Annotated in this window: 17 protein-coding genes, 4 tRNA genes and 1 pseudogene; 8 read left to right on the top strand and 14 right to left on the bottom strand. The window is 58.4% G+C overall.

The annotated features are described in order from the left end of the window. Window positions 1–188 precede the first annotated feature (188 nt). Window positions 189–1,487, top strand: a complete 1,299-nt coding sequence (locus KDX37_RS06430) for an NAD(P)/FAD-dependent oxidoreductase (protein ID WP_231651844.1) — start codon at window positions 189–191, stop codon at window positions 1,485–1,487. Window positions 1,488–1,664: 177 nt separating this feature from the next. Here the strand turns inward: KDX37_RS06430 and KDX37_RS06425 are convergent. The 7 genes from KDX37_RS06425 to rluD form a co-directional block, all read right to left on the bottom strand. Further along, window positions 1,665–1,741 (bottom strand) — tRNA-Pro (locus KDX37_RS06425). Between the two features lie 97 nt (window positions 1,742–1,838). Beyond that, window positions 1,839–1,914: transfer RNA gene (locus KDX37_RS06420), tRNA-Lys, on the bottom strand. A 5-nt stretch (window positions 1,915–1,919) separates the two neighbouring features. Continuing rightward, window positions 1,920–1,996, bottom strand: a tRNA-Pro gene (locus KDX37_RS06415). 28 nt (window positions 1,997–2,024) lie between these two features. Then, window positions 2,025–2,100: transfer RNA gene (locus KDX37_RS06410), tRNA-Asn, on the bottom strand. Window positions 2,101–2,395: 295 nt separating this feature from the next. Beyond that, window positions 2,396–4,960, bottom strand: a complete 2,565-nt coding sequence (clpB, locus tag KDX37_RS06405; protein WP_231651843.1) for an ATP-dependent chaperone ClpB — start codon at window positions 4,958–4,960, stop codon at window positions 2,396–2,398. Window positions 4,961–5,129: 169 nt separating this feature from the next. Further along, a complete protein-coding gene (gene pgeF, locus KDX37_RS06400; protein WP_231651842.1) occupies window positions 5,130–5,858 on the bottom strand; it encodes a peptidoglycan editing factor PgeF in 729 nt (242 codons plus the stop codon). Further along, window positions 5,855–6,817 (bottom strand): 23S rRNA pseudouridine(1911/1915/1917) synthase RluD, encoded by a 963-nt coding sequence (gene rluD, locus KDX37_RS06395; RefSeq protein WP_231651841.1) that lies wholly within the window; start codon window positions 6,815–6,817, stop codon window positions 5,855–5,857. Before rluD ends, pgeF begins: the two co-directional genes overlap by 4 nt. A 149-nt stretch (window positions 6,818–6,966) precedes the next feature. On the opposite strand from rluD, the gene KDX37_RS06390 reads away from it, so the two are divergent. From KDX37_RS06390 to KDX37_RS06360, 7 genes and pseudogenes are all read left to right on the top strand, one after another. After that, window positions 6,967–7,989 (top strand): outer membrane protein assembly factor BamD, encoded by a 1,023-nt coding sequence (locus KDX37_RS06390; protein ID WP_231651840.1) that lies wholly within the window; start codon window positions 6,967–6,969, stop codon window positions 7,987–7,989. Between the two features lie 185 nt (window positions 7,990–8,174). Beyond that, a complete protein-coding gene (locus tag KDX37_RS06385; protein ID WP_264759168.1) occupies window positions 8,175–8,411 on the top strand; it encodes a PP0621 family protein in 237 nt (78 codons plus the stop codon). Then, window positions 8,401–9,993 carry a sensor histidine kinase gene (locus KDX37_RS06380; protein ID WP_231651838.1) on the top strand — a complete coding sequence of 531 codons (1,593 nt, stop codon included), beginning with the start codon at window positions 8,401–8,403 and terminating at the stop codon, window positions 9,991–9,993. Before KDX37_RS06385 ends, KDX37_RS06380 begins: the two co-directional genes overlap by 11 nt. 2 nt (window positions 9,994–9,995) lie before the next feature. Continuing rightward, window positions 9,996–11,336 carry a sigma-54-dependent transcriptional regulator gene (locus KDX37_RS06375; RefSeq protein ID WP_231651837.1) on the top strand — a complete coding sequence of 447 codons (1,341 nt, stop codon included), beginning with the start codon at window positions 9,996–9,998 and terminating at the stop codon, window positions 11,334–11,336. 100 nt (window positions 11,337–11,436) lie between these two features. Further along, the gene (locus KDX37_RS06370) at window positions 11,437–12,054 is read left to right on the top strand and encodes a TetR/AcrR family transcriptional regulator (protein WP_231651836.1); all 618 of its coding nucleotides are present in this window, start codon (window positions 11,437–11,439) and stop codon (window positions 12,052–12,054) included. Window positions 12,055–12,134: 80 nt separating this feature from the next. Beyond that, window positions 12,135–13,250, top strand: a complete 1,116-nt coding sequence (locus tag KDX37_RS06365) for an efflux RND transporter periplasmic adaptor subunit (protein WP_231651835.1) — start codon at window positions 12,135–12,137, stop codon at window positions 13,248–13,250. Continuing rightward, window positions 13,247–16,346 (top strand): annotated as a pseudogene (locus tag KDX37_RS06360) (efflux RND transporter permease subunit). Before KDX37_RS06365 ends, KDX37_RS06360 begins: the two are co-directional and overlap by 4 nt. Here the strand turns inward: KDX37_RS06360 and thiO are convergent. Genes thiO through KDX37_RS06325 form a run of 7 tightly spaced genes read right to left on the bottom strand, consistent with a single transcriptional unit; the run spans window position 16,288 to window position 23,259 of the window. Then, window positions 16,288–17,403 (bottom strand): glycine oxidase ThiO, encoded by a 1,116-nt coding sequence (gene thiO, locus KDX37_RS06355; protein ID WP_231651834.1) that lies wholly within the window; start codon window positions 17,401–17,403, stop codon window positions 16,288–16,290. The pseudogene KDX37_RS06360 and the gene thiO sit on opposite strands and share 59 nt — an antisense overlap. A gap of 26 nt (window positions 17,404–17,429) precedes the next feature. Then, a complete protein-coding gene (locus tag KDX37_RS06350; RefSeq protein ID WP_231651833.1) occupies window positions 17,430–17,849 on the bottom strand; it encodes a type IV pilin protein in 420 nt (139 codons plus the stop codon). 10 nt (window positions 17,850–17,859) lie between these two features. Further along, entirely contained in the window at window positions 17,860–21,066 is a 3,207-nt protein-coding gene (locus KDX37_RS06345) for a pilus assembly protein (RefSeq protein ID WP_231651832.1), read from the bottom strand. Continuing rightward, window positions 21,053–21,556, bottom strand: a complete 504-nt coding sequence (locus tag KDX37_RS06340; RefSeq protein ID WP_231651831.1) for a pilus assembly PilX family protein — start codon at window positions 21,554–21,556, stop codon at window positions 21,053–21,055. Before KDX37_RS06340 ends, KDX37_RS06345 begins: the two co-directional genes overlap by 14 nt. A gap of 11 nt (window positions 21,557–21,567) precedes the next feature. Beyond that, a complete protein-coding gene (locus KDX37_RS06335) occupies window positions 21,568–22,275 on the bottom strand; it encodes a PilW family protein (RefSeq protein WP_231651830.1) in 708 nt (235 codons plus the stop codon). Beyond that, window positions 22,272–22,790: a type IV pilus modification protein PilV gene (gene pilV, locus KDX37_RS06330; protein ID WP_231651829.1), complete on the bottom strand. Its 519-nt coding sequence runs from the start codon at window positions 22,788–22,790 to the stop codon at window positions 22,272–22,274. Before pilV ends, KDX37_RS06335 begins: the two co-directional genes overlap by 4 nt. Further along, window positions 22,777–23,259, bottom strand: coding sequence for a GspH/FimT family pseudopilin (locus KDX37_RS06325; protein WP_231651828.1), 483 nt, complete (start codon window positions 23,257–23,259; stop codon window positions 22,777–22,779). Before KDX37_RS06325 ends, pilV begins: the two co-directional genes overlap by 14 nt. Window positions 23,260–23,282 lie beyond the last annotated feature (23 nt).

Raw genomic sequence — 23,282 nt, 5'->3', positions numbered from 1 at the left:
CCCAAGGCGTGTCGAAGAGTCTCTTTCAACACTCTGGCCTTTCGGGCTGTGGCAGCTGTTGGTGCTATTGAGCGGCTATCGCTCCAGGCCTGCCGAGCCGTTTATCGAGCCTTCTGACGCTACGAGCTGCATTGCGCTCGCGAAGATCAGGCTCTTTCCGAATTCCTTTAACCTTCCGAGTAATCCCTATGACTCATCGCATTGTTATCGTTGGCGGCGGCGCTGGCGGACTGGAGCTGGCTACAAGCCTGGGTAAGACCCTGGGCAAGAAGGGCAAAGCCAGCATCACGCTGGTGGATGCCAACCTGACGCACATCTGGAAGCCGCTGCTGCACGAAGTGGCCGCAGGCTCGCTCAACTCCTATGAGGACGAGCTGAACTACGTGGCACAGGCCAAATGGAACAACTTCCAGTTCCAGTTGGGGCGCATGACCGGGCTCGACCGCGAGAGCCGTCAGGTGCACTTGGCCGCAACCCTGGACGAAAACGGCGCAGAGCTGGTCCCTGCTCGCAGCCTGGGCTACGACTCGCTGGTACTGGCAGTCGGCAGCACCACAAACGACTTCGGCACCAAAGGCGCAGCCGAGCACTGCCTGTTTCTGGACACCCGCAAGCAGGCAGAGCGCTTCCACCAGCAGCTTTTGAACCGCTACCTGCGTGCTCACGCCGGACAAGCGGACAGCGCTCAGGAAATCACCGTCGCCATTGTTGGCGCGGGTGCTACCGGTGTGGAACTGGCGGCCGAACTGCACAACGCTGCACACGAACTGGCTGCGTATGGCCTCGGCCAGATCAAGCCGGAGAACCTGCGCATCACCGTGATCGAGGCAGGCCCACGGGTCTTGCCCGCGTTGCCTGAGCGCATTGGCAGCCCAGTGCACAAGACGCTGCAAAAGCTCGGCGTCACGGTGTTGACCAATGCGGCTGTGAGCGAAGTGACGGCCGACAGTCTGATCACCGCCACCGGCGAAGTGATTCCGGCCACGCTGAAGGTATGGGCGGCGGGTATACGTGCCCCGGCGTTCCTGCATGAGCTGGATGGGCTGGAAACCAACCGCATCAATCAACTGCAGGTGCTGCCTACGCTGCAGACCACCCGCGATGAAAACATCTTCGCCTTTGGCGACTGCGCCGCCTGCCCGCAAAAAGGCACCGACCGCAACGTACCACCGCGCGCCCAGGCCGCTCACCAGCAAGCGTCGCTGCTGGTCAAATCGCTGGGCCTGAAGATCGAAGGCAAGGTATTGCCGGAATACACCTACAAGGACTACGGCTCGCTGATCTCACTGTCCAGCTTCTCGGCTGTCGGCAACCTGATGGGTAACCTGACGGGCAGCGTGATGCTGGAGGGCTGGCTAGCTCGGATGTTTTACGTGTCGCTGTACCGCATGCACCAGATGGCGCTGTACGGCATGTTCCGCACTTTGATGCTGATGCTGGGAAGCCGAATCGGTAAAGGCACCGAGCCGCGAATGAAACTGCACTGATCTTCGTTGCAAGGGGCGTCTGACCGAGAGGTCAGGCGCCGTGTCAACTGTCACCATCGATCCAAAGCCCAAATTTCAGGCAACAAAAAAGGCGTCCCGAAGGACGCCTTTTTTGTTGGACTCAAAACAACTGTTTTTGAATCCTGGATTTTCTACCCTGATACAGCTGGGCGAAAATGGTCGGGGTAAGGGGATTCGAACTCCTGACATCCTGCTCCCAAAGCAGGCGCGCTACCGGACTGCGCTATACCCCGATGATGCTAAAAAGCACCTCCGAAGAGGCGCTTTTTACTTGGGTGATGCTTTTGGCATCACTCCCTAAGATCCAACCAGATACAAACTGGCTAAAAATGGTGGGTCGTGTGGGATTCGAACCTACGACCAATTGGTTAAAAGCCAACTGCTCTACCAACTGAGCTAACGACCCAAATATGGTCGGGGTAAGGGGATTCGAACTCCTGACATCCTGCTCCCAAAGCAGGCGCGCTACCGGACTGCGCTATACCCCGATTGAAACTGCATTGAAGCTGTGAAATCTGGCTCCACGACCTGGACTCGAACCAGGGACCCAGTGATTAACAGTCACTTGCTCTACCAACTGAGCTATCGCGGAACTATCATTTCAGATTCAACGTTACCACTTGTAGCCTTGAAATCACTTCGCTGTTAACTCGTTGATTTCAATCTCATCGACCTTTGCGCTTCGTTTGTATCGTTGCGTTCACGTCTCTGAGGCGCGCTATTCTACAATTTTAAAAACACCTGTCAACCCTCTAAATTGCTTTTTAAGACAATGATTTGCGATTTTTTTTCAGAAGGTCATTTGAGCCTGATTTTGCAGACTCAAACGCTGACAGTCAAAGGGGCTCTCGTCCTGAGAGCCCTCTATATAGCAACCTGCGAGGCGGTCAGACGAAAACGATCTCGTCGTCCACCACGTTGCCGGTGATGCCGGTACCCGGCACGAAGCCTCCTGACAGGATCAATTGCGCGAGCGGGTTTTCGATCCAGCGCTGGATGGCACGCTTCAACGGCCGCGCGCCATACACCGGGTCGTAGCCCACCGCGATCAGCTTGTCCAATGCCTCCGGGCTCAGCGTCAAGCTCAGATCGCGCTCGGAGAGCCGCTTGCGCAGACGGTCCAGCTGGATATCGGTAATGCCGGCGATCTGATCGCGAGCCAACGGTTCGAAAATCACCACCTCATCGATCCGGTTGATGAACTCGGGACGGAAGTGCGAGCTGACGGCATCCATTACCGCAGCGCGTTGCGCCTCTCGGTCACCGACCAGCTCCTGAATCTGCGCAGAGCCCAGGTTTGAGGTCATTACGATAACGGTATTGCGGAAATCCACCGTCCGGCCATGGCTGTCTGTCAGGCGTCCGTCTTCGAGCACTTGCAGGAGGATGTTAAAGACATCCGAATGCGCTTTCTCGACCTCATCCAACAGGATCACCGAATACGGCTTGCGACGCACAGCCTCGGTCAGGTAACCACCTTCTTCGTAGCCGACATAACCTGGCGGCGCACCGATCAGGCGAGCCACGGAATGTTTCTCCATGAACTCGGACATGTCGATCCGCACCATTGCCTCTTCAGTGTCGAACAGGAACTCGGCCAGCGCCTTGCACAGCTCGGTCTTGCCCACACCGGTAGGGCCGAGAAACATGAACGAACCGCTCGGACGATTTGGGTCGGACAACCCGGCACGCGAGCGACGAACTGCGTTGGATACCGCAACCACAGCCTCTTCCTGACCAATCACGCGGTTGTGCAGCAGGGTTTCCATCTTGAGCAGCTTCTCGCGCTCACCTTCAAGCATTTTGGACACAGGAATCCCGGTCCACTTGGAAACCACTTCGGCAATTTCTTCCTCAGTGACCTTGCTGCGCAGCAACTGATTCTCAGGCTTGCCATGCTGGTCGACCATTTGCAGGCTGCGCTCCAGGTCTGGGATGATCCCGTATTGCAGCTCAGCCATGCGATTCAGATCGCCACGACGGCGTGCGGCCTCCAGCTCTTGACGAGACTGCTCGATCTTCTGCTGGATTTGTGCAGAACCTGTGACCTCGGCCTTCTCGGAGGTCCAGACTTCTTCGAGGTCCGCGTATTCCAGTTCAAGCCGCTGGATTTCATCCTGCAGTTTCTCGAGACGCTTGATCGCTGCTTCGTCTTTTTCTTTCTTCAGGGCCTGGGATTCAACCTTGAGCTGAATCAGGCGTCGCTCAAGACGGTCGAGCACTTCCGGCTTGGAATCGATTTCCATGCGGATCCGGCTGGCTGCCTCGTCGATCAGATCGATGGCCTTGTCCGGCAACTGACGATCGGTGATATAGCGGTGGCTCAGCTTGGCTGCGGCAATGATCGCCCCGTCGGTGATCGCCACCTTGTGGTGAACCTCATAGCGCTCTTTGAGGCCACGCAGAATCGCAATGGTGTCTTCCTCACTGGGCTCGTCCACCAGCACTTTCTGGAAGCGTCGCTCAAGCGCCGCGTCCTTCTCTATATATTGACGGTACTCATTGAGCGTTGTGGCACCCACACAGTGCAGCTCGCCACGCGCCAGCGCTGGCTTGAGCATGTTGCCCGCGTCCATGGAGCCTTCGCCCTTGCCGGCGCCGACCATGGTGTGCAGCTCATCGATAAACAGGATGATCTGACCTTCCTGCTTGGACAGCTCGTTGAGCAACGACTTCAAGCGCTCTTCGAACTCACCACGGTATTTGGCGCCCGCAATCAGCGCGCCCATGTCCAGCGACAGCAAACGCTTGCCACGCAGGCCATCCGGCACTTCGCCATTGATGATGCGCTGCGCGAGCCCTTCAGCAATCGCGGTCTTGCCCACACCCGGCTCACCGATCAGAACCGGGTTGTTCTTGGTGCGGCGTTGCAATACCTGAATGGTGCGGCGAATCTCGTCATCGCGGCCGATCACTGGGTCCAGCTTGCCTTCCTCGGCACGCTTGGTCAGGTCGACCGTGTACTTGTCCAGTGCCTGGCGCGACTCTTCGACGTTGGGGTCGTTTACTGCCCCACCGCCACGCAAATTATTGATGGCATTTTCCAACGCCTTCTTGCTGACGCCCTGCCCCAGCAGCAATTTGCCGAGCTTGCTGCTCTCGTCCATTGCTGCGAGCAATACCAGCTCGCTGGAAATGAACTGATCGCCCTTCTGCTGCGCCAGGCGGTCTGCCTGATTGAGCAGACGCGCCAGGTCCTGCGACATGTTGACGTCGCCGGTCGGGTTCTGGATTTTTGGCAACTGGTCGAGCTCTTTGCTCAACTCTTTGCGCAGGCTGTTGATGTCAAAGCCCACTTGCAGCAACAGCGGCTTGATCGAACCACCCTGCTGCTCAAGCAATGCCTGCATCAGGTGCGCAGGCTCGATGGCGGGATGATCGAGGCCCACCGCCAGAGATTGAGAATCGGATAACGCTAACTGTAATTTGCTGGTCAATCTATCGATACGCATGAGTCACCTTCCTTTGAAGCAGGCCGGAGCAATGAACACACCTATAAAGAAAACCTGCTGGATTGCCTGTTAAATGCGGACGATTCTGCGTGTTTCAAGACTGAGTCAGTTGATGCAGATCACCCTCATGTCAGGCAAGACTAGCTGGCTTGCGCAAATGAGCGTTTGATCAGGTGCGATCAATCCAGATCAAGGACGCGAAGCGACCCGTGCGGGCGCTGCGGCGATAGGAAAAGAAGCGAGGGTCAGTGAATGTATCCAGCCCGCCACCATAAACGGCGGTGATGCCATGGTCCGCCAGCCTTGTACGGGCAAGCGCATAGATGTCAGCCATGTAACGCCCGGCGTTCACGCTGGCGACAAACGCCTCGGCTGTTTCGGGATGACTGGCCATGAAAGCTTCGCGGACTTCCGGCCCTACCTCGAACGAGGGCTGGCCGATTGCCGGACCGAGCCAGACCAGCACTTCGGCCGGCGCAACCTGCAGACTGTCGGCAGTCGCCTCCAGCACGCCAGCCGCCAGACCCCGCCAACCCGCATGGGCGGCCGCGACCCTCGTGCCGTCACGACGACAAAACAGCGCAGGCAGGCAATCGGCGGTCATGATCGTGCATGCCAGGCCAGCAACGTCTGTCCAGCTGGCATCCGCTTCGATAACACGGGATGGATCGGCGTGAGCAACCGCCACACCGTGCACCTGACTCAGCCAGGCAGGCTGTATGTGAAGTCTTGAGGTCAGTTGCAGACGATTGCTGGCCACGGCCTGCGGGCTGTCACCCACATGATCGCCCAGATTGAGGCTGTCGAACGGGGCCAGACTGACCCCGCCCGAGCGGGTGGTGACACAGGACTTGATCTGCGCTGGCGCTGGCCAGTCAGGAATCAGCCAGTCATTCACCCGATGAACGCCTCGCGGTCCTGCTTGAGCAGCGACAGCAACCAGACGAAGTCGTCCGGCAGTGGCGATTCCCAGCTCATGCGCTTACCGGTGATCGGGTGATCCAGCTCGAGGAAGCGAGCGTGCAACGCCTGACGCGGGAATGTCTTGAGGGAGTCGACCATGGTCAGACTCGCAGCAGGCGGGATGCGGAAACGACCACCGTAGGCCGGATCGCCGACCAGCGGATAGTTGATGTGCGCCATGTGCACGCGAATCTGGTGGGTGCGGCCGGTTTCCAGCTTGACCCGCACATGGGTATGCGAACGGAAGCGTTCCAGCACGCGGTAATGACTCACCGCCTGCTTGCCGCCTTCCATCACCGCCATGCGCTGGCGTTGCTGGCCATGACGGCCAATCGGGGCGTCAATCTTGCCACCGGCCGTTACCACACCAATCACGATGCACTCATAGATGCGGCTGACACTGCGGCTTTGCAGCTGAGTGACCAGTTGCGTCTGTGCCTGGATCGTCTTGGCGACCACCATCAGACCAGTGGTGTCCTTGTCGAGACGATGCACGATGCCAGCGCGCGGGACATTGATGATGTCCGGCACGTGGTGCAGCAATGCATTGAGCAGCGTGCCATCAGCGTGACCCGCAGCCGGGTGCACCACCAGACCGGCAGGCTTGTTGATGACGAGGATCTGATCGTCTTCATAGATGATGTCGAGCTCGATGTCCTGAGCAAGCCATTCACCCTGGGCCTCCTGCTCGGCAATCAGCTCGAGAACAGCGCCGCCATGCACGATGTCACGTGGGCGCAGAACGCCACCGTCCACAGTCAGGCGACCGTCCTTGATCCAGGCGGAAAGGCGCGAGCGCGAGTGCTCAGCGAATAATTGTGCGGCGACTTGATCGAGGCGTTGACCACCCAATTCGGACGGCACCTCTGCGCGGAGTTCTATATTTTCGGACATGACCAGACTAGGTGGCGGCTAGCCTTTGGTTTCGGCAGCGCGCTTGTGGTTAAATACGGCGTCTTTTGTCCCGCTGGTATCGCGGGGCGCTCATCATAACAGGACGGCCCCGCCCAAGACAGCAGGCCGTTATAGGGACGCAAGCCGCCATGCAAGTGAAACACCTGCTGCTGATCGCCATCCTCGCATTGACTGCGGCCTGTTCGTCGAAGGAAGTCATCGACGAAAACCTCAGCGAAGTCGAGCTGTACCAGCAGGCGCAGGCCGACCTGGGCAATAACAGCTATAACAGCGCCACTGAGAAGCTCAAGGCGCTGGAATCCCGCTATCCGTTCGGTCGCTATGCCGATCAGGCCCAGCTCGAGTTGATTTACTCGAACTACAAGAACGGTGAACCCGAAGCGGCAAAATCCGCTGCCGAGCGTTTCATCCGCCTGCATCCGCAGCACCCGAACGTCGATTACGCCTATTACATGAAGGGTCTGACCTCCTTCGACCAGGACGTTGGCCTGCTGGCGCGCTTCCTGCCGCTGGACCAGACCAAGCGCGACCCGGGTGCCGCTCGCGACTCATTCAACGAGTTCGCCCAGTTGACCAGCCGCTTCCCGAACAGCCGTTATTCACCCGATGCCAAGCAACGCATGATCTACCTGCGTAACCTGCTGGCCTCGTATGAAATTCACGTAGCCGACTACTACCTGACCCGTCAGGCCTATGTCGCCGCCGCCAACCGCGGCCGCTATGTGGTGGAAAACTTCCAGGAAACGCCTTCGGTCGGTGACGGCCTGGCGGTAATGGTCGAGTCCTATCAGCGTCTGCACCTGGACGATCTGGCAGCGACCAGCCTTGAAGTGCTGAAAACCAACTACCCGAACCATCCACAGCTTGCCAACGGCGAGTTCACTCCGCGTGAGGCCGAGGCCGACAACCGTTCGTGGCTGTCGAAGGCGACACTGGGCATGATCAGCGGCAGCGCTCCATTGCCACCGGGCCAGACCCGTGCCGATCAGGACATCAAGAAGCAGTATCAGGACGCCAAGGACTCGATCCCGAAAGAGTTGCTGCCAGAAAACCAGGCAGAGCTGGATGAGCAGGCCGAGAAAGAAGCTGAAGCGAACGGCACCAAAAGCCGCTCCTGGTTCAGCTACATGACACTGGGTCTGTTCGACTGATACATGCGTGACCAAAAAGAGGCCTTCGGGCCTCTTTTTTTATGTGCCGAAAAAACTCAGTCAAACCTGCACCAGTCCCGTCACAAAAAAATCCTTCGTACCCTGCCGTAGACGTAGATTTGTCGCTGTCACCGCGCCTGCAGCTTGGCTACACTGCGCAATCTCAACTCATTAAGCTGGTAGTCATGGTTCGCTTATTAATGTGGGCCGCGTTGATCGCGGCGGTGATCTGGTTCGTCAAGCGCCTGCTCAACCCTCCGAAACCGTCCCGTGCCCAGCCGCCCGAGAACGTCGCCGCACCCATGGTGCGTTGCGCGCATTGCGGCGTTCACCTTCCGCGTGATCGCGCCATCAACCAGGAACCTCAGTGGTACTGCAGCGAGGCGCACAGGCTAGAAGGCCCAGCGGCACGTGACCGCTGAGACTCTTTCTCTAGGTAGCCCACAGGCGCAACGGATTCTGCGGCTGTACCATCTTTATCGGCTGACCATCGGCGTAGTGCTGGTCCTGTTGATTTCCAGCAGTCTGGATACCGAACTTCTGCAACTGGCCAACCCGAACCTGTTTCGCTCGGGATGCTGGTTGTATCTGGTATTCAACATTCTGGTCGTGGTCCTGCTGGAACGCCCCAGCCGCCAAGGCCAGCTGTTCACCCTCGCAATGACCGACGCCTTCATGCTGTCGGGCCTGTTTTACGCAGCAGGCGGCCCGTCGAGCGGGATCGGCAACCTGCTGATTGCCTCGGTGGCAATCAGCAACGTGCTGCTGCGCGGCCGTATCGGGCTGCTGATCGCAGCCGTGTCAGCCATCGGCATCATTTACCTGACGTTCTACATCAGCTTCAGTACCCCGGCAGTTTCCAATGACTACGTGCAGGCTGGCTCATTGGGCGCCCTGTGCTTTGCCGCCGCGCTGCTGGTGCAAGCGTTGACCGCACGCATGCAGGTCAGCGAAGTACTCGCGGAACAGCGCGCCGCCGATGTCGATAACCTTGAAGAGCTGAATGCGCTGATCCTGCAACGGATGCGGACCGGCATTCTGGTGCTCGACGCCCGGCGTCAAGTATTGCTGGCCAATCAGGGGGCGCTGAACCTGTTGGGGCACGACGACCTCGTCGGCCGTGTCATTGATGACTATTCGCCCCAACTCGTGGCTCGCCTGCGCCACTGGTTGATCAACCCGATCAGGCTGCCGCAAAGCATTACCACTTCCCTGCTCGGGCCCGAGCTGCAACCGAGTTTTGCCGCTCTCAACCGTGGCGACCAGCGCCAGACGCTGATCTTTCTGGAGGACCTGTCGCAGGTTGCCCAGCAGGCTCAACAATTGAAGCTCGCGGCCCTCGGCCGCCTGACCGCCGGCATTGCCCACGAAATACGCAACCCACTGGGTGCAGTCAGCCATGCGGCGCAGTTGCTCAACGAATCCGAAGAGCTCACCGCGCCGGATCGTCGTCTGGGGCAAATCATTCAGGACCAGTCGCGGCGCATCAATCTGGTCATCGAAAACGTCCTGCAACTGTCGCGCACGCGCGAAGCCGAGCCTGAATTACTGGATCTCAACGCATGGCTGGAGCGCTTTGTAACGGACTGGCGCAGTTCTGCGCCGCCGAGCCAGACGGTCCACATGGAGGTCGTTGCGGGAACGCTGACCACCCACATGGACCCGGAACAACTCACTCAGATCATGACCAATCTGGTGCAGAACGGCTTGCGCTACAGCGGCAGAGTGAATGCCTCGGCTCAGGTCTGGCTCAAGCTCTATCACCATTTGAAAAACGATCTGCCGACGCTGGAAGTGCTGGACGATGGCCCTGGCGTCAGCGAGGCGCATCTGACGCGGCTCTTCGAGCCGTTTTTCACGACCGAAAGCAAAGGTACGGGCCTTGGGCTTTATCTCTCGCGGGAGCTGTGCGAAAGCAATCAGGCGCGACTGGATTACACTCTTCGGGAAGGCGGCGGCAGTTGTCTGCGGATTACCTTCGCCCACCCGTTCAAACCGAGTTGAACATGACCTCACGGCAAAAGATCCTGATCGTCGACGATGAGCCGGACATTCGCGAACTCCTGGAGATCACTCTGGGACGAATGAAGCTCGACACCCGCAGCGCCCGCAATGTCACCGAAGCCCATGACTGGCTTGCTCGAGAAACCTTCGACCTGTGCCTGACCGACATGCGCCTGCCAGACGGCAACGGGCTGGAGCTGGTGCAGCATATCCAGCACAGTCACCCGCATGTTCCGGTGGCCATGATCACCGCGCATGGCAGCCTGGATACGGCTATTCACGCTTTAAAGGCAGGCGCGTTCGACTTTCTGACCAAACCGGTGGACCTCGGCAGGCTGCGCGAACTGGTCAACAGCGCGTTGCGACTCAATCTCGGTGTTCAGCCGGTGCGCAGTATCGACAGCCGCCTGCTTGGCGATTCGCCACCGATGCGCACGCTGCGTAACCAGATCGGCAAACTCGCCCGCAGTCAGGCGCCGATTTACATCAGCGGCGAGTCGGGCAGTGGCAAGGAGCTGGTGGCAAGGCTCATTCATGAACAGGGCCCGCGCATTGAAAAACCCTTCATTCCGGTCAACTGCGGCGCGATCCCGTCTGAACTGATGGAAAGTGAATTTTTTGGCCACCGCAAAGGCAGCTTCACTGGCGCCCACGAAGACAAACCCGGTCTTTTTCATGCCGCAAACAACGGCACGCTGTTTCTCGACGAAGTGGCCGACCTGCCGCTGAACATGCAGGTAAAGCTGCTGCGCGCCATTCAGGAGAAATCCGTGCGCAGCGTGGGAGGCCAGCAGGAACAGGTGGTTGACGTACGTATCCTGTGCGCGACGCACAAGGACCTCAGTGTGGAAGTCGCCGCCGGACGCTTCCGTCAGGATTTGTACTACCGCCTGAACGTGATCGAGCTGCGTGTGCCCTCTCTGCGCGAGCGCCGCGAGGACATCGACCAGTTGGCGGCCAGCGTCCTCAAACGGCTGGCGGCCAACAGCGGGCAACCCTTGGCCCGCCTGCATGACCAGGCGCTGGATACGCTTAAAAGCTATCGTTTCCCCGGCAACGTGCGCGAGCTGGAAAACATGCTGGAGCGCGCGTACACGCTGTGCGAGAACGACGAGATTCATGCGGGAGATCTGCGCCTGGCCGAGTCTGCGGCTGCGCAGGAGAGCGACGGCCATAACCTGGCGAACATCGATAACCTCGAAGATTACCTGGAAAAAATCGAGCGCAAGCTGATCCTGCAGGCCCTTGAAGAAACCCGCTGGAACCGCACGGCGGCTGCGGATCGGCTGGGCCTGTCGTTCCGATCCATGCGCTACCGTTTGAAAAAGCTGGGGCTGGAGTAAGCCTCGCGCAAACACTACGACAGATACCTGCGTAATCGTGACCAAATAACCATAAAGTCACTCATTGTCCACATTCAAGAATGACAGTAAGCTGCGAACCATGAGTAAAACAGACAGTAATTCAACCCCGGCCCGTGGCCCCGTCGATCACGAAGTGCGCCAACAGATCGTGATCGCAGCCACGGAACACTTCAGCCAATACGGCTACGGCAAAACGACCGTCTCCGATCTGGCCAAGGCCATTGGTTTCTCCAAGGCCTACATCTACAAGTTTTTCGAGTCCAAGCAGGCCATCGGCGAGATGATCTGCGCCAATTGCCTGAGCGGTATGGAGGCGCAAATCAGAGCCGCGGTCCTGGAAGCGGATCACCCTCCTGAAAAGCTGCGCAGACTCTTCCAGAGCATCGTCGAGGCCAGCGTCCAGCTGTTTTCCCAGGACCGCAGGCTTTACGAGATCGCCACGTCGGCAGCGACCGAACGCTGGCAAGCGACGCTTGATTACGACAGTCGCATCCGCGCATTGCTGCAGGACATTCTGCAGGAGGGCCGTAACGCGGGGGACTTCGAACGCAAGACACCACTCGACGAAGCCGTGATGGCGATCTATCTGGTCATCCGCCCTTTCGTCAATCCACTGCTGTTGCAGCACAGCTTCGATTACACCGAAAAGGGGCCAAACCTGCTATCCAGCCTGGTACTGCGCAGTCTCTCGCCGTAAATCAATCGAAAGTGACTATTGACTAAATTGGTCACTAGAATCAAAGTGCGGGTCTCGTTCACTGCGTTTATGGGACTCCCATGCTCCAGCGCCGCCTCGCTTTGCCCGCCCTTCTCTGCGCACTGCCGTTTGCGCTGATTGCCTGCGGTGAAAAACCTCAAACCGATCCACGCACTCAAGCTCCGCTGGTGCGCACGGCTGCTGTAGCAGTGGCAACGCTTGCGCCCAGAACCTTCACAGGCACCGTCGCGGCTCGCGTGCAGAGCGACCTCGGCTTTCGCGTTTCCGGGAAAGTGCTGGAGCGATTCGTCGATACCGGGCAGACCGTCAGACGCGGCCAGCCGCTAATGCGTATCGACCCTGCCGATCTGAATCTCGCTGCGCAAGCACAACGCCAGATGGTTTCCGCAGCGCGAGCGCAGGCACGGCAAACAGCCGATGAAGAAGCCCGGTACAGAAATCTGCGCGGCAGCGGCGCGATTTCGGCATCCACCTACGACCAGATCAAGGTTGCAGCAGACACTGCCAAGGCCCAGCTCAGTTCGGCAGAGGCTCAAGCCGAAGTCGCCGTCAATGCGACCCGCTACGCGGCCCTGGTAGCCGACGCGGACGGTATTGTCATGGACACCCTGGCAGAGCCCGGTCAGGTCGTCAGCGCGGGACAGGTGGTGGTGCGTATCGCGCATGCCGGTCCACGCGAAGCGGTCATCCAGTTACCGGAAAGCCTGCGGCCGGCAATCGGCTCATTGGCCCAGGCCACGCTTTACGGTCAGCAGGGAATCAGCGCGCCCAGCCAACTGCGACAGCTGTCGGATGTCGCCGACCGCCAGACACGCACGTTTGAAGCGCGATATGTCCTGGAGGGCGCAATGGCCAGTGCGCCACTGGGCACGACCATCACATTGCAGATCGCAAGTGCGAACACAGCGCCCGAAAACGGCTTGCAGGTACCGATCGGCGCTCTGTACGACGCGGGCAACGGCCCTGGCGTCTGGGTCGTTCAAGGCGAACCCAGGCAGGTCAAATGGACACCCGTCGTGGTGCAGCAGCTGGATGACGAGCATGCGCGCATCACCGCTCAGCTCAAGCAAGGCGACCGCATCGTCTCGCTCGGCGCGCACCTGTTACGTGAGGGGCAGCCCGTGCGCGTCGCAGACCAAAGTGCCGTTGCAGCGGCAGCGGGAGTCAGTCCATGAGCGAGCGACCCTTCAATCTGTCCGCTCTGGCTGTACGTGAGCGCTCGGTTACCCTGTTTCTCATCTGCCTGATTTCGCTGGCTGGACTCATTGCGTTTCAAACTGGGCCGCGCGGAAGACCCAGCCTTCACGGTCAAGGTGATGACCATAGTGACGGTCTGGCCAGGGGCAACAGCTCAGGAAATGCAGGATCAGGTTGCCGAGAAAATCGAGAAGCGCATGCAGGAATTGCGCTGGTATGAGCGCACCGAAACCTACACCCGGCCGGGCCTGGCCTTTACTGCCCTGACACTGCTCGACAGCACACCGCCGTCGCAAGTGCCAGACGAGTTCTACCAGGCACGCAAGAAGATCAGTGACGAGGCCATGACACTGCCGTCTGGCGTGATCGGACCGATGGTCAACGACGAGTATTCTGACGTCACCTTCGCTCTGTTCGCACTCAAGGCCAAGGGCGAACCACAGCGCTTACTGGTGCGCGACGCGGAAAAGCTGCGTCAGCGACTGCTGCACGTGCAGGGCGTCAAGAAGGTCAACATTGTGGGTGAGCAGCCCGAGCGTATCTATGTCGAGTTTTCTCATGAGCGCCTGGCGACACTGGGCATCAGCCCGCAAACCGTATTCGCCGCACTCAATAACCAGAACGCACTGACGCCAGCTGGCTCCGTTGAAACCCGCGGACCACAGGTGTTCCTGCGCCTGGACGGCGCGTTCGACGAGTTGCAGAAGATTCGTGACACGCCCGTTATTGCCCAGGGTCGCACGTTGAAACTGTCCGACATCGCCACCGTCAAGCGCGGATACGAAGACCCCTCGACCTTTATGATTCGCAGCGGCGGCGAACCCGCATTGCTGCTGGGCATTGTGATGCGCGATGGCTGGAACGGTCTTGATCTGGGCGCGTCGCTGGACAGTGAAGTGGGTGCGATAAACGCCGAGCTACCGCTGGGCATGAGCCTGAGCAAGGTCACCGATCAGTCCGTCAATATCAGCTCATCCGTCGATGAGTTCATGATCAAGTTCTTCGTCGCCCTGCTGGTGGTGATGCTGGTGTGCTTCATGAGCATGGGCTGGCGCGTTGGCGTGGTGGTTGCGGCCGCTGTGCCACTGACGCTGGCGATGGTGTTCGTGATCATGGCCATGACCGGCAAGAACTTTGACCGCATCACCCTGGGTTCGCTGATTCTGGCACTGGGCCTGCTGGTGGATGACGCCATCATCGCCATCGAAATGATGGTGGTAAAAATGGAGGAAGGCTACGACCGGATTGCCGCGTCTGCCTATGCCTGGAGCCACACGGCCGCGCCCATGCTTTCGGGTACGCTGGTGACCGCGGTCGGCTTCATGCCCAACGGTTTCGCACGCTCTACGGCGGGTAAATACACCAGCAACATGTTCTGGATCGTCGGCATCGCGCTGATCGCTTCATGGATCGTCGCGGTGGTGTTTACTCCGTATCTGGGCGTCAAGCTGCTGCCTGAGGTCAAACAGGTCGAAGGCGGTCACGAGGCACTCTACGACACGCCCCGCTATAACCGCTTTCGTCGGTTGCTGGGCAGTGTCATCGAGCGCAAATGGCTGGTGGCAGGGTCGGTCACCGGGCTGTTTGTTCTGGCGGTGCTCGGCATGGGCATGGTGAAGAAGCAGTTCTTTCCTGTGTCCGATCGCCCCGAAGTGCTGGTCGAAGTACAACTGCCCTATGGCACGTCAATCGCTCAGACCAGCGCTGCAGCCGCCAAAGTGGAGGCATGGCTGGCGGGGCAGGAAGAAGCCAAAATCGTCACCGCTTATGTTGGCCAGGGTGCGCCGCGCTTTTACATGGCGATAAGCCCGGAGTTGCCCGACCCGTCATTTGCCAAAATCGTCGTCCGCACTGACAGCCAGGAACAGCGAGAAACACTCAAACATCGTTTGCGTCAGGCCATCGCCGACGGTCTGGCCTCCGAGGCTCGAGTGAGGGTTACGCAACTGGTATTCGGCCCTTACTCACCCTTCCCGGTTGCTTATCGCGTCACTGGGCAGGACCCGGCCACGCTTCGCAGCATTGCTGCGGAAGTGGAGCAGGTCATGACAGCCAGCCCCATGATGCGTACGGTCAACACCGACTGGGGCACGCGCACGCCGACACTGCATTTCACGTTGCAACAGGACCGGATTCAGGCCTTGGGCCTGACATCGAGTGACGTCGCCCAGCAGTTGCAGTTTCTGTTGAGTGGCCTGCCAGTGACGGCTGTGCGTGAGGACATTCGCACGGTGCAGGTTGTGGCGCGCTCGGCCGGTGATATCCGCTTCGATCCGGCCAGAGTCATGGACTTCACGCTGGCTGGCGCTGACGGCCAGCGCATTCCGCTGTCGCAGGTCGGAACGGTCGAGGTGCGCATGGAGGAGCCGATCATGCGCCGACGTGACCGCATGCCGACCATCACCGTGCGTGGTGATATCGCCGACGGGCTGCAACCGCCGGATGTCTCCACAGCGATCAGCCAGCAGTTGGAGCCGATCATGGCAAAACTGCCGAGCGGCTACGGTATCGTACAAGCGGGCTCGATCGAAGAGTCAGGCAAGGCTATGGCGGCAATGCTGCCGCTGTTTCCAATCATGCTGGCGATGACGCTGATCATTATCATTTTGCAGGTTCGCTCGATCTCCGCCATGGTCATGGTGTTTCTGACCAGCCCGCTGGGCCTGATCGGCGTGGTGCCTACGCTGATCCTCTTTCAGCAACCGTTCGGCATCAATGCGCTGGTAGGGCTTATCGCGCTGTCCGGCATTCTGATGCGCAACACGCTGATTCTGATCGGGCAGATACACCATAACGAACAGGAAGGGCTGGCTCCGTTTCAGGCGGTGGTCGAAGCTACGGTGCAGCGGGCTCGACCGGTGATACTGACCGCAATGGCGGCGATTCTGGCATTCATACCGCTCACCCATTCAGTGTTCTGGGGCACCCTTGCTTACACCTTGATCGGCGGCACCTTCGCCGGCACCGTCATGACCCTGGTGTTTTTGCCAGCCATGTACGCAATATGGTTCAAGATCAGACCAGAACCAGCGGCGCCACACGCCCCGCAGGCGCATACGGCGCAGGGTCAATGATCGGCGCACACTCCAGCAGCAAGTCGGTGATCAACTGGCACGAGGCAGGTGCCAGTACCAGACCATTGCGGTAATGCCCGCAGTTGAGCCACAACCCCTCAAAACCAGCGACCGGCCCGATGAAGGGAATACCTTCAGGCGAGCCGGGACGCAGGCCCGCCCACTGGGCAATGGGTTCGGCATTTGCCAGTTCGGGAATCAGTTCGATGGCTGAAGCCTTGAGGCTAGCCAGCGCGACATCGGTTGGCGTCTTGTCGAAGCCTTCGTGCTCCAGCGTACTGCCGATCAAGATATGACCATCGCGACGCGGGATCGCATATCGCCCCTTCGCCAGTACCATACAGGGTAGAAAGTCAGAGGCACACTTGTAGAGAATCATCTGCCCCTTGACCGGCTCGACCGGCAAGTCGAGCCCCAGCGTTCTGAGCAGTTCACCGCTCCAGGCGCCAGCGGCCAGGATCACACGGTCACCTATTACGTTGCCGGATGGAGTGCTGACGCCCAGCACGCGATCACCTTCACGCACGAAGCCGCTGACCTCGCACTGCTCACGAATCTCGACATTGGGCAGCGCGAGCAAGGCCGCCTTGAGTGACTTGACCAGCCTCGGGTTACGCACATTGGCCACGTCAGCCATGTGGATGGCGCGTGAATACCCTGCACCCAGCACGGGCACTGCATCGTGCACGGCGCAGATATCGACGCTGCTCAACGGCCGATTTTCCCGCACTGCCCAGTCAAGTGCGTCCTGCTCGTCGTCGAGATCCAGCCAGTACAGGCCGGTGGTGTGGACTTCCGGGTCCAGCCCGGTCTGCGCGAAAAGGCGTTGAGCAAGGTGCGGATAGAAGTTCTGCGACCAGTGCGACAACGCAGTGACAGCGGGGCTGTAGCGCCATGGATACAGCGGCGAAACGATCCCGCCGCCCGCCCATGAAGATTCCAGACCGACGCCGGAGCGGTCCAGCAGTACGACGTTTAACTGTGCAGACGCCAGATTGAACGCTGTCAGCAAACCGATAACACCACCACCGACGATCACTACCTGTTGCTTGGGCATTTCGGTCTCTACGTCAGAAAAAGTGTTTAGCGGCCCCAGCAATCCTTGGCGGTCACCCCTGCAGATGTACCGGTATTGGTGCGCTGGCCCGTGTTGTCGATGACGAAACTGCCGCATTTGTCGCCGTTCATCATCGCGCCAGCCTGGGGTGCCGCCGTCAACGTGAAGTCGTTGGCGTTCAACGTGGAGGTTATTACGTAATAGGTATTGCCTCCACTCAAGCCTGGAGCGCCAACGTAAGTACCCGCCGTTGACCCTGCAGCACCACGCGAATAAAACCGTTCAAGGGCCTGGGTCTGCTCGGACAACAGGCTAGCGATCTCGGCACGGTGGGTGCGCTTCACGTACTCGGTGTAACTGGGGTACGCAATTGCCGCCAGAATACCGACAATCGCAACGACGATCATGAGTTCGATCAACGTAAAGCCTTTGGAGGTTGCTCGCATGATTATCTCCCTATTGGATTTGTCGCCACATGATGCGCCTGAAAGAAGGTGCCGAGTTGGGCTCTTTAAGCGCAGTAGGAGGATTGCCAGAGCTGTCGATCACCAAAGTGGACAGTACACCGCTCGAAGAGACGACAGACGACAGGCTCGGAATACCTGCGCCAAAGCTCATGCCGGAAACGAGAGCATCGCTGTCAGTAATAGACCCATCCCCCGTAGTGTCCAAAAAGCGATAGGCCAGCATGCCGCCTGTTGCCGTATCCAGCTCAAAAAGCCGTCCTGTACCCAGACTTTCACAAGGGTCAGCGGAATTGACGGCTGCGGTAGTAAATGCGATTCGCCCTCTTATGGTTTGTGCAGGATAAATTATCCGCTCCCCTGAGTACGGGGTAACCGAAGGCAGCCGCAGGTACCATCCCTTTTGCGTAGTCCAATCCACCTTGTTGGTGGATGACGTGAAGTACGTCGCCCCGGATCCCGTGACAGCAGGCCCTATCGTTTGTTGTTGCAGGTTGCCTTCGACGATATTACCCACGCCACCGTCAGCATCCCAGATGGCATAAAAACCCTGCGGGCCGGTAGTCTGTTTATCTGTGACCTCAAGAAATTTCCCGGTGCCGAAGTAGATTATCTTTCCGTTCTGAGGATGATCCAGAATCAACGGCTGAGCCGTGATGGGCTGGCTCGCGCCCGTTGCCGCCGTGAACAATGGCGCGCCATTGAACGCCACCTTCCAGCCGCTTGACGCGGTAGAGCTCAAATCAAACTTCCACATGCGGCCTTTCAAGTCGCCTGCATAAGCGGCCTGCACCACGTTTTGTGCATTGACCCGCAGTTTGACGGAGGACAAGCCATTGTCGGTTTCATTCCCAATCACCGGCGTCGGTATTTCGGCGATAACGGCACCTGTACTGGCGTCCAATACGAACAGAGACGCCCGACCAGTGAAACTCCCGTAGCCATTGCCAACCACCACTATCCCGGTGCCGTCATTCATACGGGCAGCTTCAGGCTTCGAATAGCTGTAACCCAGATTGTTGAACTTGTTATTAGTATCAGCAGTGTCAGGAGCCTTCACTTCCCAAAGTGCACTCACATTGTTAGTGGTGCCTTGAAACAGCTGGATGGCGAAAAACGCTTTACCGCCTGCACCCAGGCCGCTCACAGCAAGAGTACGCCATGCAGCGCCGCTATTGGCCTGGGTATCAAAGACTGATATTTGCCCGTCCACCGTAAATTTATGCGCGCTTGAACCGTAAGTCGGTGAAGACACGGTAGCCAACGAGGTCAAGGCAGTCGAAGGCATGTAGGCATAGGTACGCTTACCGTTGGCAGAGTTGATGACGTTGAAAAAACCGTCGTTGGCGTTCACCAGGACATTGGCGGTCAGGTTCGCGGCCTTGTTCACCAGATAATCCGAGTAGGACGTGCTGGCACCAAAGTTGGTCGAGGTCTTCTCTGTAGCGTTAGTGACAACCAGATTGGTGTTGATCAAATCCCCGAGCAGTCGTGTGCGGGTTCGTAACGCAGCATTTGCAGTCCCTTTGGCCCACGCAATCATTTGAGTGCCATTTACGCCAGAGGGAAGCGTGCTGGTTACTGCAGTCTGCTGAGCGGGGGACAGAGCAGTGAAATCAAGAAGAACCTTAGCGGACGAAAGGGTATTCCAGGTTTCAAAGGTTGGCGTGGTCGAACCGGCAGCGATCGTGGTATCGGTGTTCCAGGCAATCGCGCCGACATCACCGGTGATTGCGTCCAGTTCAAAAGCCTTGACCGTGCCGTGCCAATCCGATGGATCATAAAGCGTCTGAAAGAAACGGGTTCCTGTCTGCAGACTTGCAGAGTTCGCCGCCCCGCCACCGCCTGACCCTGCCTTGGCGTAGATATCGCTCAATGCGAGGTTTAATGCAGAGCTGAGGCCGGAACTGTCATTGGCCTGAAAATATTTTCCACGACCATGAGAATTGTCAGCCGTATCGATCAGCATCTGGTTCGAGGCCGTGAAACCCACCGTGTAGGTACTCAGGTTCTGCTTGGGAAAGCCGGCGGTGTCCCAACTTTTCCCGGTCAAATCGCCGCCTGGCGCTACTGCGTCCCGGCGCAGGTCAATGTCGTAGGCAAACTTGGCCAGATCATCCAGATAAAGTCGGTCGCCCTCGCCATCACCGGTTGGATTGTCGCCATCGTTGGCAGCATTCAAATCCCAGTTGGGCAGGGAGCGAGTCGTGTCCAGAACATCGTCAGGGTCGTTGGTCGGAAACGTACGGTCGTAGGTCGGCAGACCGTCAGTGACCACTACGCCGTAATTTTTCTGGCAACGGTACTGGATCGGGCTGACGTAGTTAGCTCCGCCTTGATAATAAGGCGGCATACCACGGAAATAACGGGTGATCTCGTAATAGGTCTCTGCCAGCGGCGTGTTGGCTGAGGGCGTCAGCGCAGCAATCGCCTGTTTAAGGGCAGTGACATTGTTAGTGGCCTGCTGCTGCGTGACTCCGGCGGGCAGATATGTAGTCCCCGGCACTTGAGAAAGATCTGCGACGACTCTGGATATCTTGCCGCCGGGTCCCGGATCAGAATTGTTGGGATCATTGAACGTCGCCAGCCCGATTCTGAGCGAGAGGTTGTTAGAGACCAGATTGGTTGCCACTGTCTTGGCTACGTTCATGCGGAAATCGTTAGGGATCACACCATTATAGTTGCGGACCCCCAGATCAAGCAGGCCAGGGGTGACCAGATCGATCAGATACGAGAGATAGTCTGCGGTATAGCGTGTCAGCCCGTTTCCGGCAGGATCGGGCAGGACGACACAATATTTCTGGCCGTTGCGAAAAATCGGACGACCGCCCAGCAGACACGACAGAGAGAGCCCGAGTATGACACCCGAGGCATTGATATCACCTACCGACAAGGTGTCATCGCCCGAAATGGTGCTAGCGAAGGGACAGACAACGGTAAAAAAGCCATTGAAGCATTGAGTGGAGAAGTAACTGATATCCGGACGATTGACCGACGGATCAAATCCGGATGCCCAGATGATGTTGTACATGCTGCCTGAATTGTCCACGAGCAACATCACGTTGGGCGGCACAGCCGGCGCACTCAATAATGGCCCCTGCGCCGGAGTAAACGCGTAGACAGGACTGGCCAGATAAAGGGCCAGCAACAGGCCGTAGACGTACTTCAAACCTTGGCGAAACACATTAGCAACCGGCATAAATACTCTCCAGCACTGTTCGCGATGGTCCGCTCTGATTAGCTACAGCCGTCACTCGATACATCGTGACAATGCCGGAATTACAGGTACCGGCCGGCTTTATAGGCGCAGCCGTCGTCCCCAGGTTTTGAATCGCATATAGCCCTCCGCCTGCTGCCACCCACACAACACCTGAGGCCCCATTACCAGCATTTATCACGGTTGTGGATTCAGCGGGCGGAGCGCAACTGGCGGGTGTGGTGCATGCAGCCAGCACAAAGCCCGTCCTGATCGAAGTTTCGCCCAGACGCAAGACGGACTCGGCAAGCTGAAATGATTGATTACGAACCGTCACGCTGCCCGCCATCTTTTCCTGCAAGGTAGCGTTCTGCATGGAAGAGATCCCCAGAAGCGTCAGCAGTAATAAAAAGACGAGACTGACGAGCAGCACCATGCCGCGCTGGCCAGCAGGTGGCGCCCGCATCGAATCAAGTCGTGGGTTTTTCATCATGCCTGGCCCGTTCAAAAGCGGTTACGCAAATAGGCGACGACGCTGTATGGCTGATTCCGTACCTTGCCGCCTTCGCCATCCTGCAATGTCATGCGGATGCGGACACTGCGTATATCGGCAGAGTTGGCGGCCGTAATGGCAGTGGTATAGGTCATCGGGTTACCGACGACTCCGAAGTCGACGTTAAACGCCGTGACATTTTGCAGAAGCGGCTGTACCGCGCCTGTGGCGCCATACCTGATGGTCAAATTTGTGCCTGTAAGGGTGTAAACCAGTTGCCGAAGCGGAAAAGCAGTTTGCCCCGTCCCGGGCGCCACTTGCCCTGTATAAATCTGAGTGACCGTTCGACAATCGGAGACGATGGTCCAGGTTGGCGCACTTCCGGCAGTGCCAATATCGGCTGTCACCAGCGTCAGCGTCCTGTTGGCGTTGTCCCAGAGGATAGGGTTATCAAACACAACAGGCCGAGGGATCGCGGGCGACGTGGGCGTATAGCCATTGAAATTGAGGCAGCCGTACATACCGGTCATCCTGACTTCCTGCGTCAGCTTGCTCAGTATGAAACGTGCGTCTTCCTGCATGCGCGCCGAGGCGTTCTGGCTTTGATAAGTGGCTCTGGACGCCGTGAAAATCTGCAGGATACCCAGGCTGACTACCAGCCCCAGCACCAGTGCCACCATTACCTCAATCAGGCCAAATCCTCTTGAATGCTTTTTCATGGGTTGACCCCGATTCGAGAGGTGACGGTCAAGGTCTGCACCGTCTGGTTGGCAAACGTGCCGGCAAGTGCCGCGCTACTGGCAGCGGCGGCGCGCGTGTCAGTCCAGGTGATGGTAATCGTCACCGCAGGCGCGTTACTGACGTCAATAACGCCCGTGCCGGTCGCGCCTGCAAAACTGGTGATATTTGCGGAGAAATCAGCAAGGTCCTGTTCTCGGGCATTGTTCAGATTGGCCGCAGGAGCGGCAGCCAGATTCGGCAGCGCATAAGTGGCCAGCACATTTTGCGAGCCATTGGCGGCTGAGTTGCCGTCCACGTTCGCCCGGATGCGATCCATCATGTCGTAGGCAATAAAGCTGGCCTGGCTGGTCATCGTCGCACTGTCGGTGTATTTGAGGGCGTTGAGCTGAATCGCAGCCGCTCCCAACAGGCCGATGGCAAGGATCAGCACCGAAACCAGCACCTCGATCAAGGTCAGGCCGGTCTGGCGGTAACGGGCGTTATTGGACGACATCGCAGCTCCCACCGAGGACAATTCGACCGGTCAGGCAGATATTCATGGTCTTGTTTATCGAGCCTCGGGTGTAAGTCATCGTCACCGCTGCGGTCGGATTGGCGAGCCCGCCCAGATTATTGAAATCGATTGCCGCGACGTTGGCTGCGACCAGTGTGCCGCCACTGCTCATGGCGGCCACCCGGCGAAACACAGTGGGCGGCGTAGCGGTGTCGGACGCCCGATACACCTGCAACTCGGTGTTCCACGCAGTGCCGGTGGTGGGCGCAATACGTACCGTCACTCCCCTGTTTATCGCCTCAAGACGCGCATAGTTGAGCGCCCGCTGCAAATCATTGACTTCAGTGTCGGCTTTACTGCCCTGGATTGAACTGGAGAAGTTGGGAATGGCAATAGCAGCCAGGATGCCCACAACGGACACAGTGACTAACAATTCGATGAGGCTGAATCCCTTGGCTATATGACGCATTGAGTGTCTCCTAGACGTTACGA

Source organism: Pseudomonas californiensis, assembly GCF_021147775.1.
GTDB classification, from domain to species: domain Bacteria; phylum Pseudomonadota; class Gammaproteobacteria; order Pseudomonadales; family Pseudomonadaceae; genus Aquipseudomonas; species Aquipseudomonas californiensis.
This window is presented reverse-complemented; position numbering and strand designations above follow the sequence as displayed.

Bases quoted from the DNA above. Each gene is read 5' to 3' on its own strand.
- KDX37_RS06430 (WP_231651844.1), top strand. From the start codon at position 189: ATGACTCATCGCATTGTTATCGTTGGCGGCGGCGCTGGCGGACTGGAG.
- clpB (WP_231651843.1), bottom strand. From the start codon at position 4,960: ATGCGTATCGATAGATTGACCAGCAAATTACAGTTAGCGTTATCCGAT.
- rluD (WP_231651841.1), bottom strand. From the start codon at position 6,817: ATGTCCGAAAATATAGAACTCCGCGCAGAGGTGCCGTCCGAATTGGGT.
- KDX37_RS06390 (WP_231651840.1), top strand. From the start codon at position 6,967: ATGCAAGTGAAACACCTGCTGCTGATCGCCATCCTCGCATTGACTGCG.
- KDX37_RS06385 (WP_264759168.1), top strand. From the start codon at position 8,175: ATGGTTCGCTTATTAATGTGGGCCGCGTTGATCGCGGCGGTGATCTGG.
- KDX37_RS06375 (WP_231651837.1), top strand. From the start codon at position 9,996: ATGACCTCACGGCAAAAGATCCTGATCGTCGACGATGAGCCGGACATT.
- KDX37_RS06370 (WP_231651836.1), top strand. From the start codon at position 11,437: ATGAGTAAAACAGACAGTAATTCAACCCCGGCCCGTGGCCCCGTCGAT.
- KDX37_RS06365 (WP_231651835.1), top strand. From the start codon at position 12,135: ATGCTCCAGCGCCGCCTCGCTTTGCCCGCCCTTCTCTGCGCACTGCCG.
- thiO (WP_231651834.1), bottom strand. From the start codon at position 17,403: ATGCCCAAGCAACAGGTAGTGATCGTCGGTGGTGGTGTTATCGGTTTG.
- KDX37_RS06350 (WP_231651833.1), bottom strand. From the start codon at position 17,849: ATGCGAGCAACCTCCAAAGGCTTTACGTTGATCGAACTCATGATCGTC.
- KDX37_RS06345 (WP_231651832.1), bottom strand. From the start codon at position 21,066: ATGCCGGTTGCTAATGTGTTTCGCCAAGGTTTGAAGTACGTCTACGGC.
- KDX37_RS06340 (WP_231651831.1), bottom strand. From the start codon at position 21,556: ATGATGAAAAACCCACGACTTGATTCGATGCGGGCGCCACCTGCTGGC.
- KDX37_RS06335 (WP_231651830.1), bottom strand. From the start codon at position 22,275: ATGAAAAAGCATTCAAGAGGATTTGGCCTGATTGAGGTAATGGTGGCA.
- pilV (WP_231651829.1), bottom strand. From the start codon at position 22,790: ATGTCGTCCAATAACGCCCGTTACCGCCAGACCGGCCTGACCTTGATC.
- KDX37_RS06325 (WP_231651828.1), bottom strand. From the start codon at position 23,259: ATGCGTCATATAGCCAAGGGATTCAGCCTCATCGAATTGTTAGTCACT.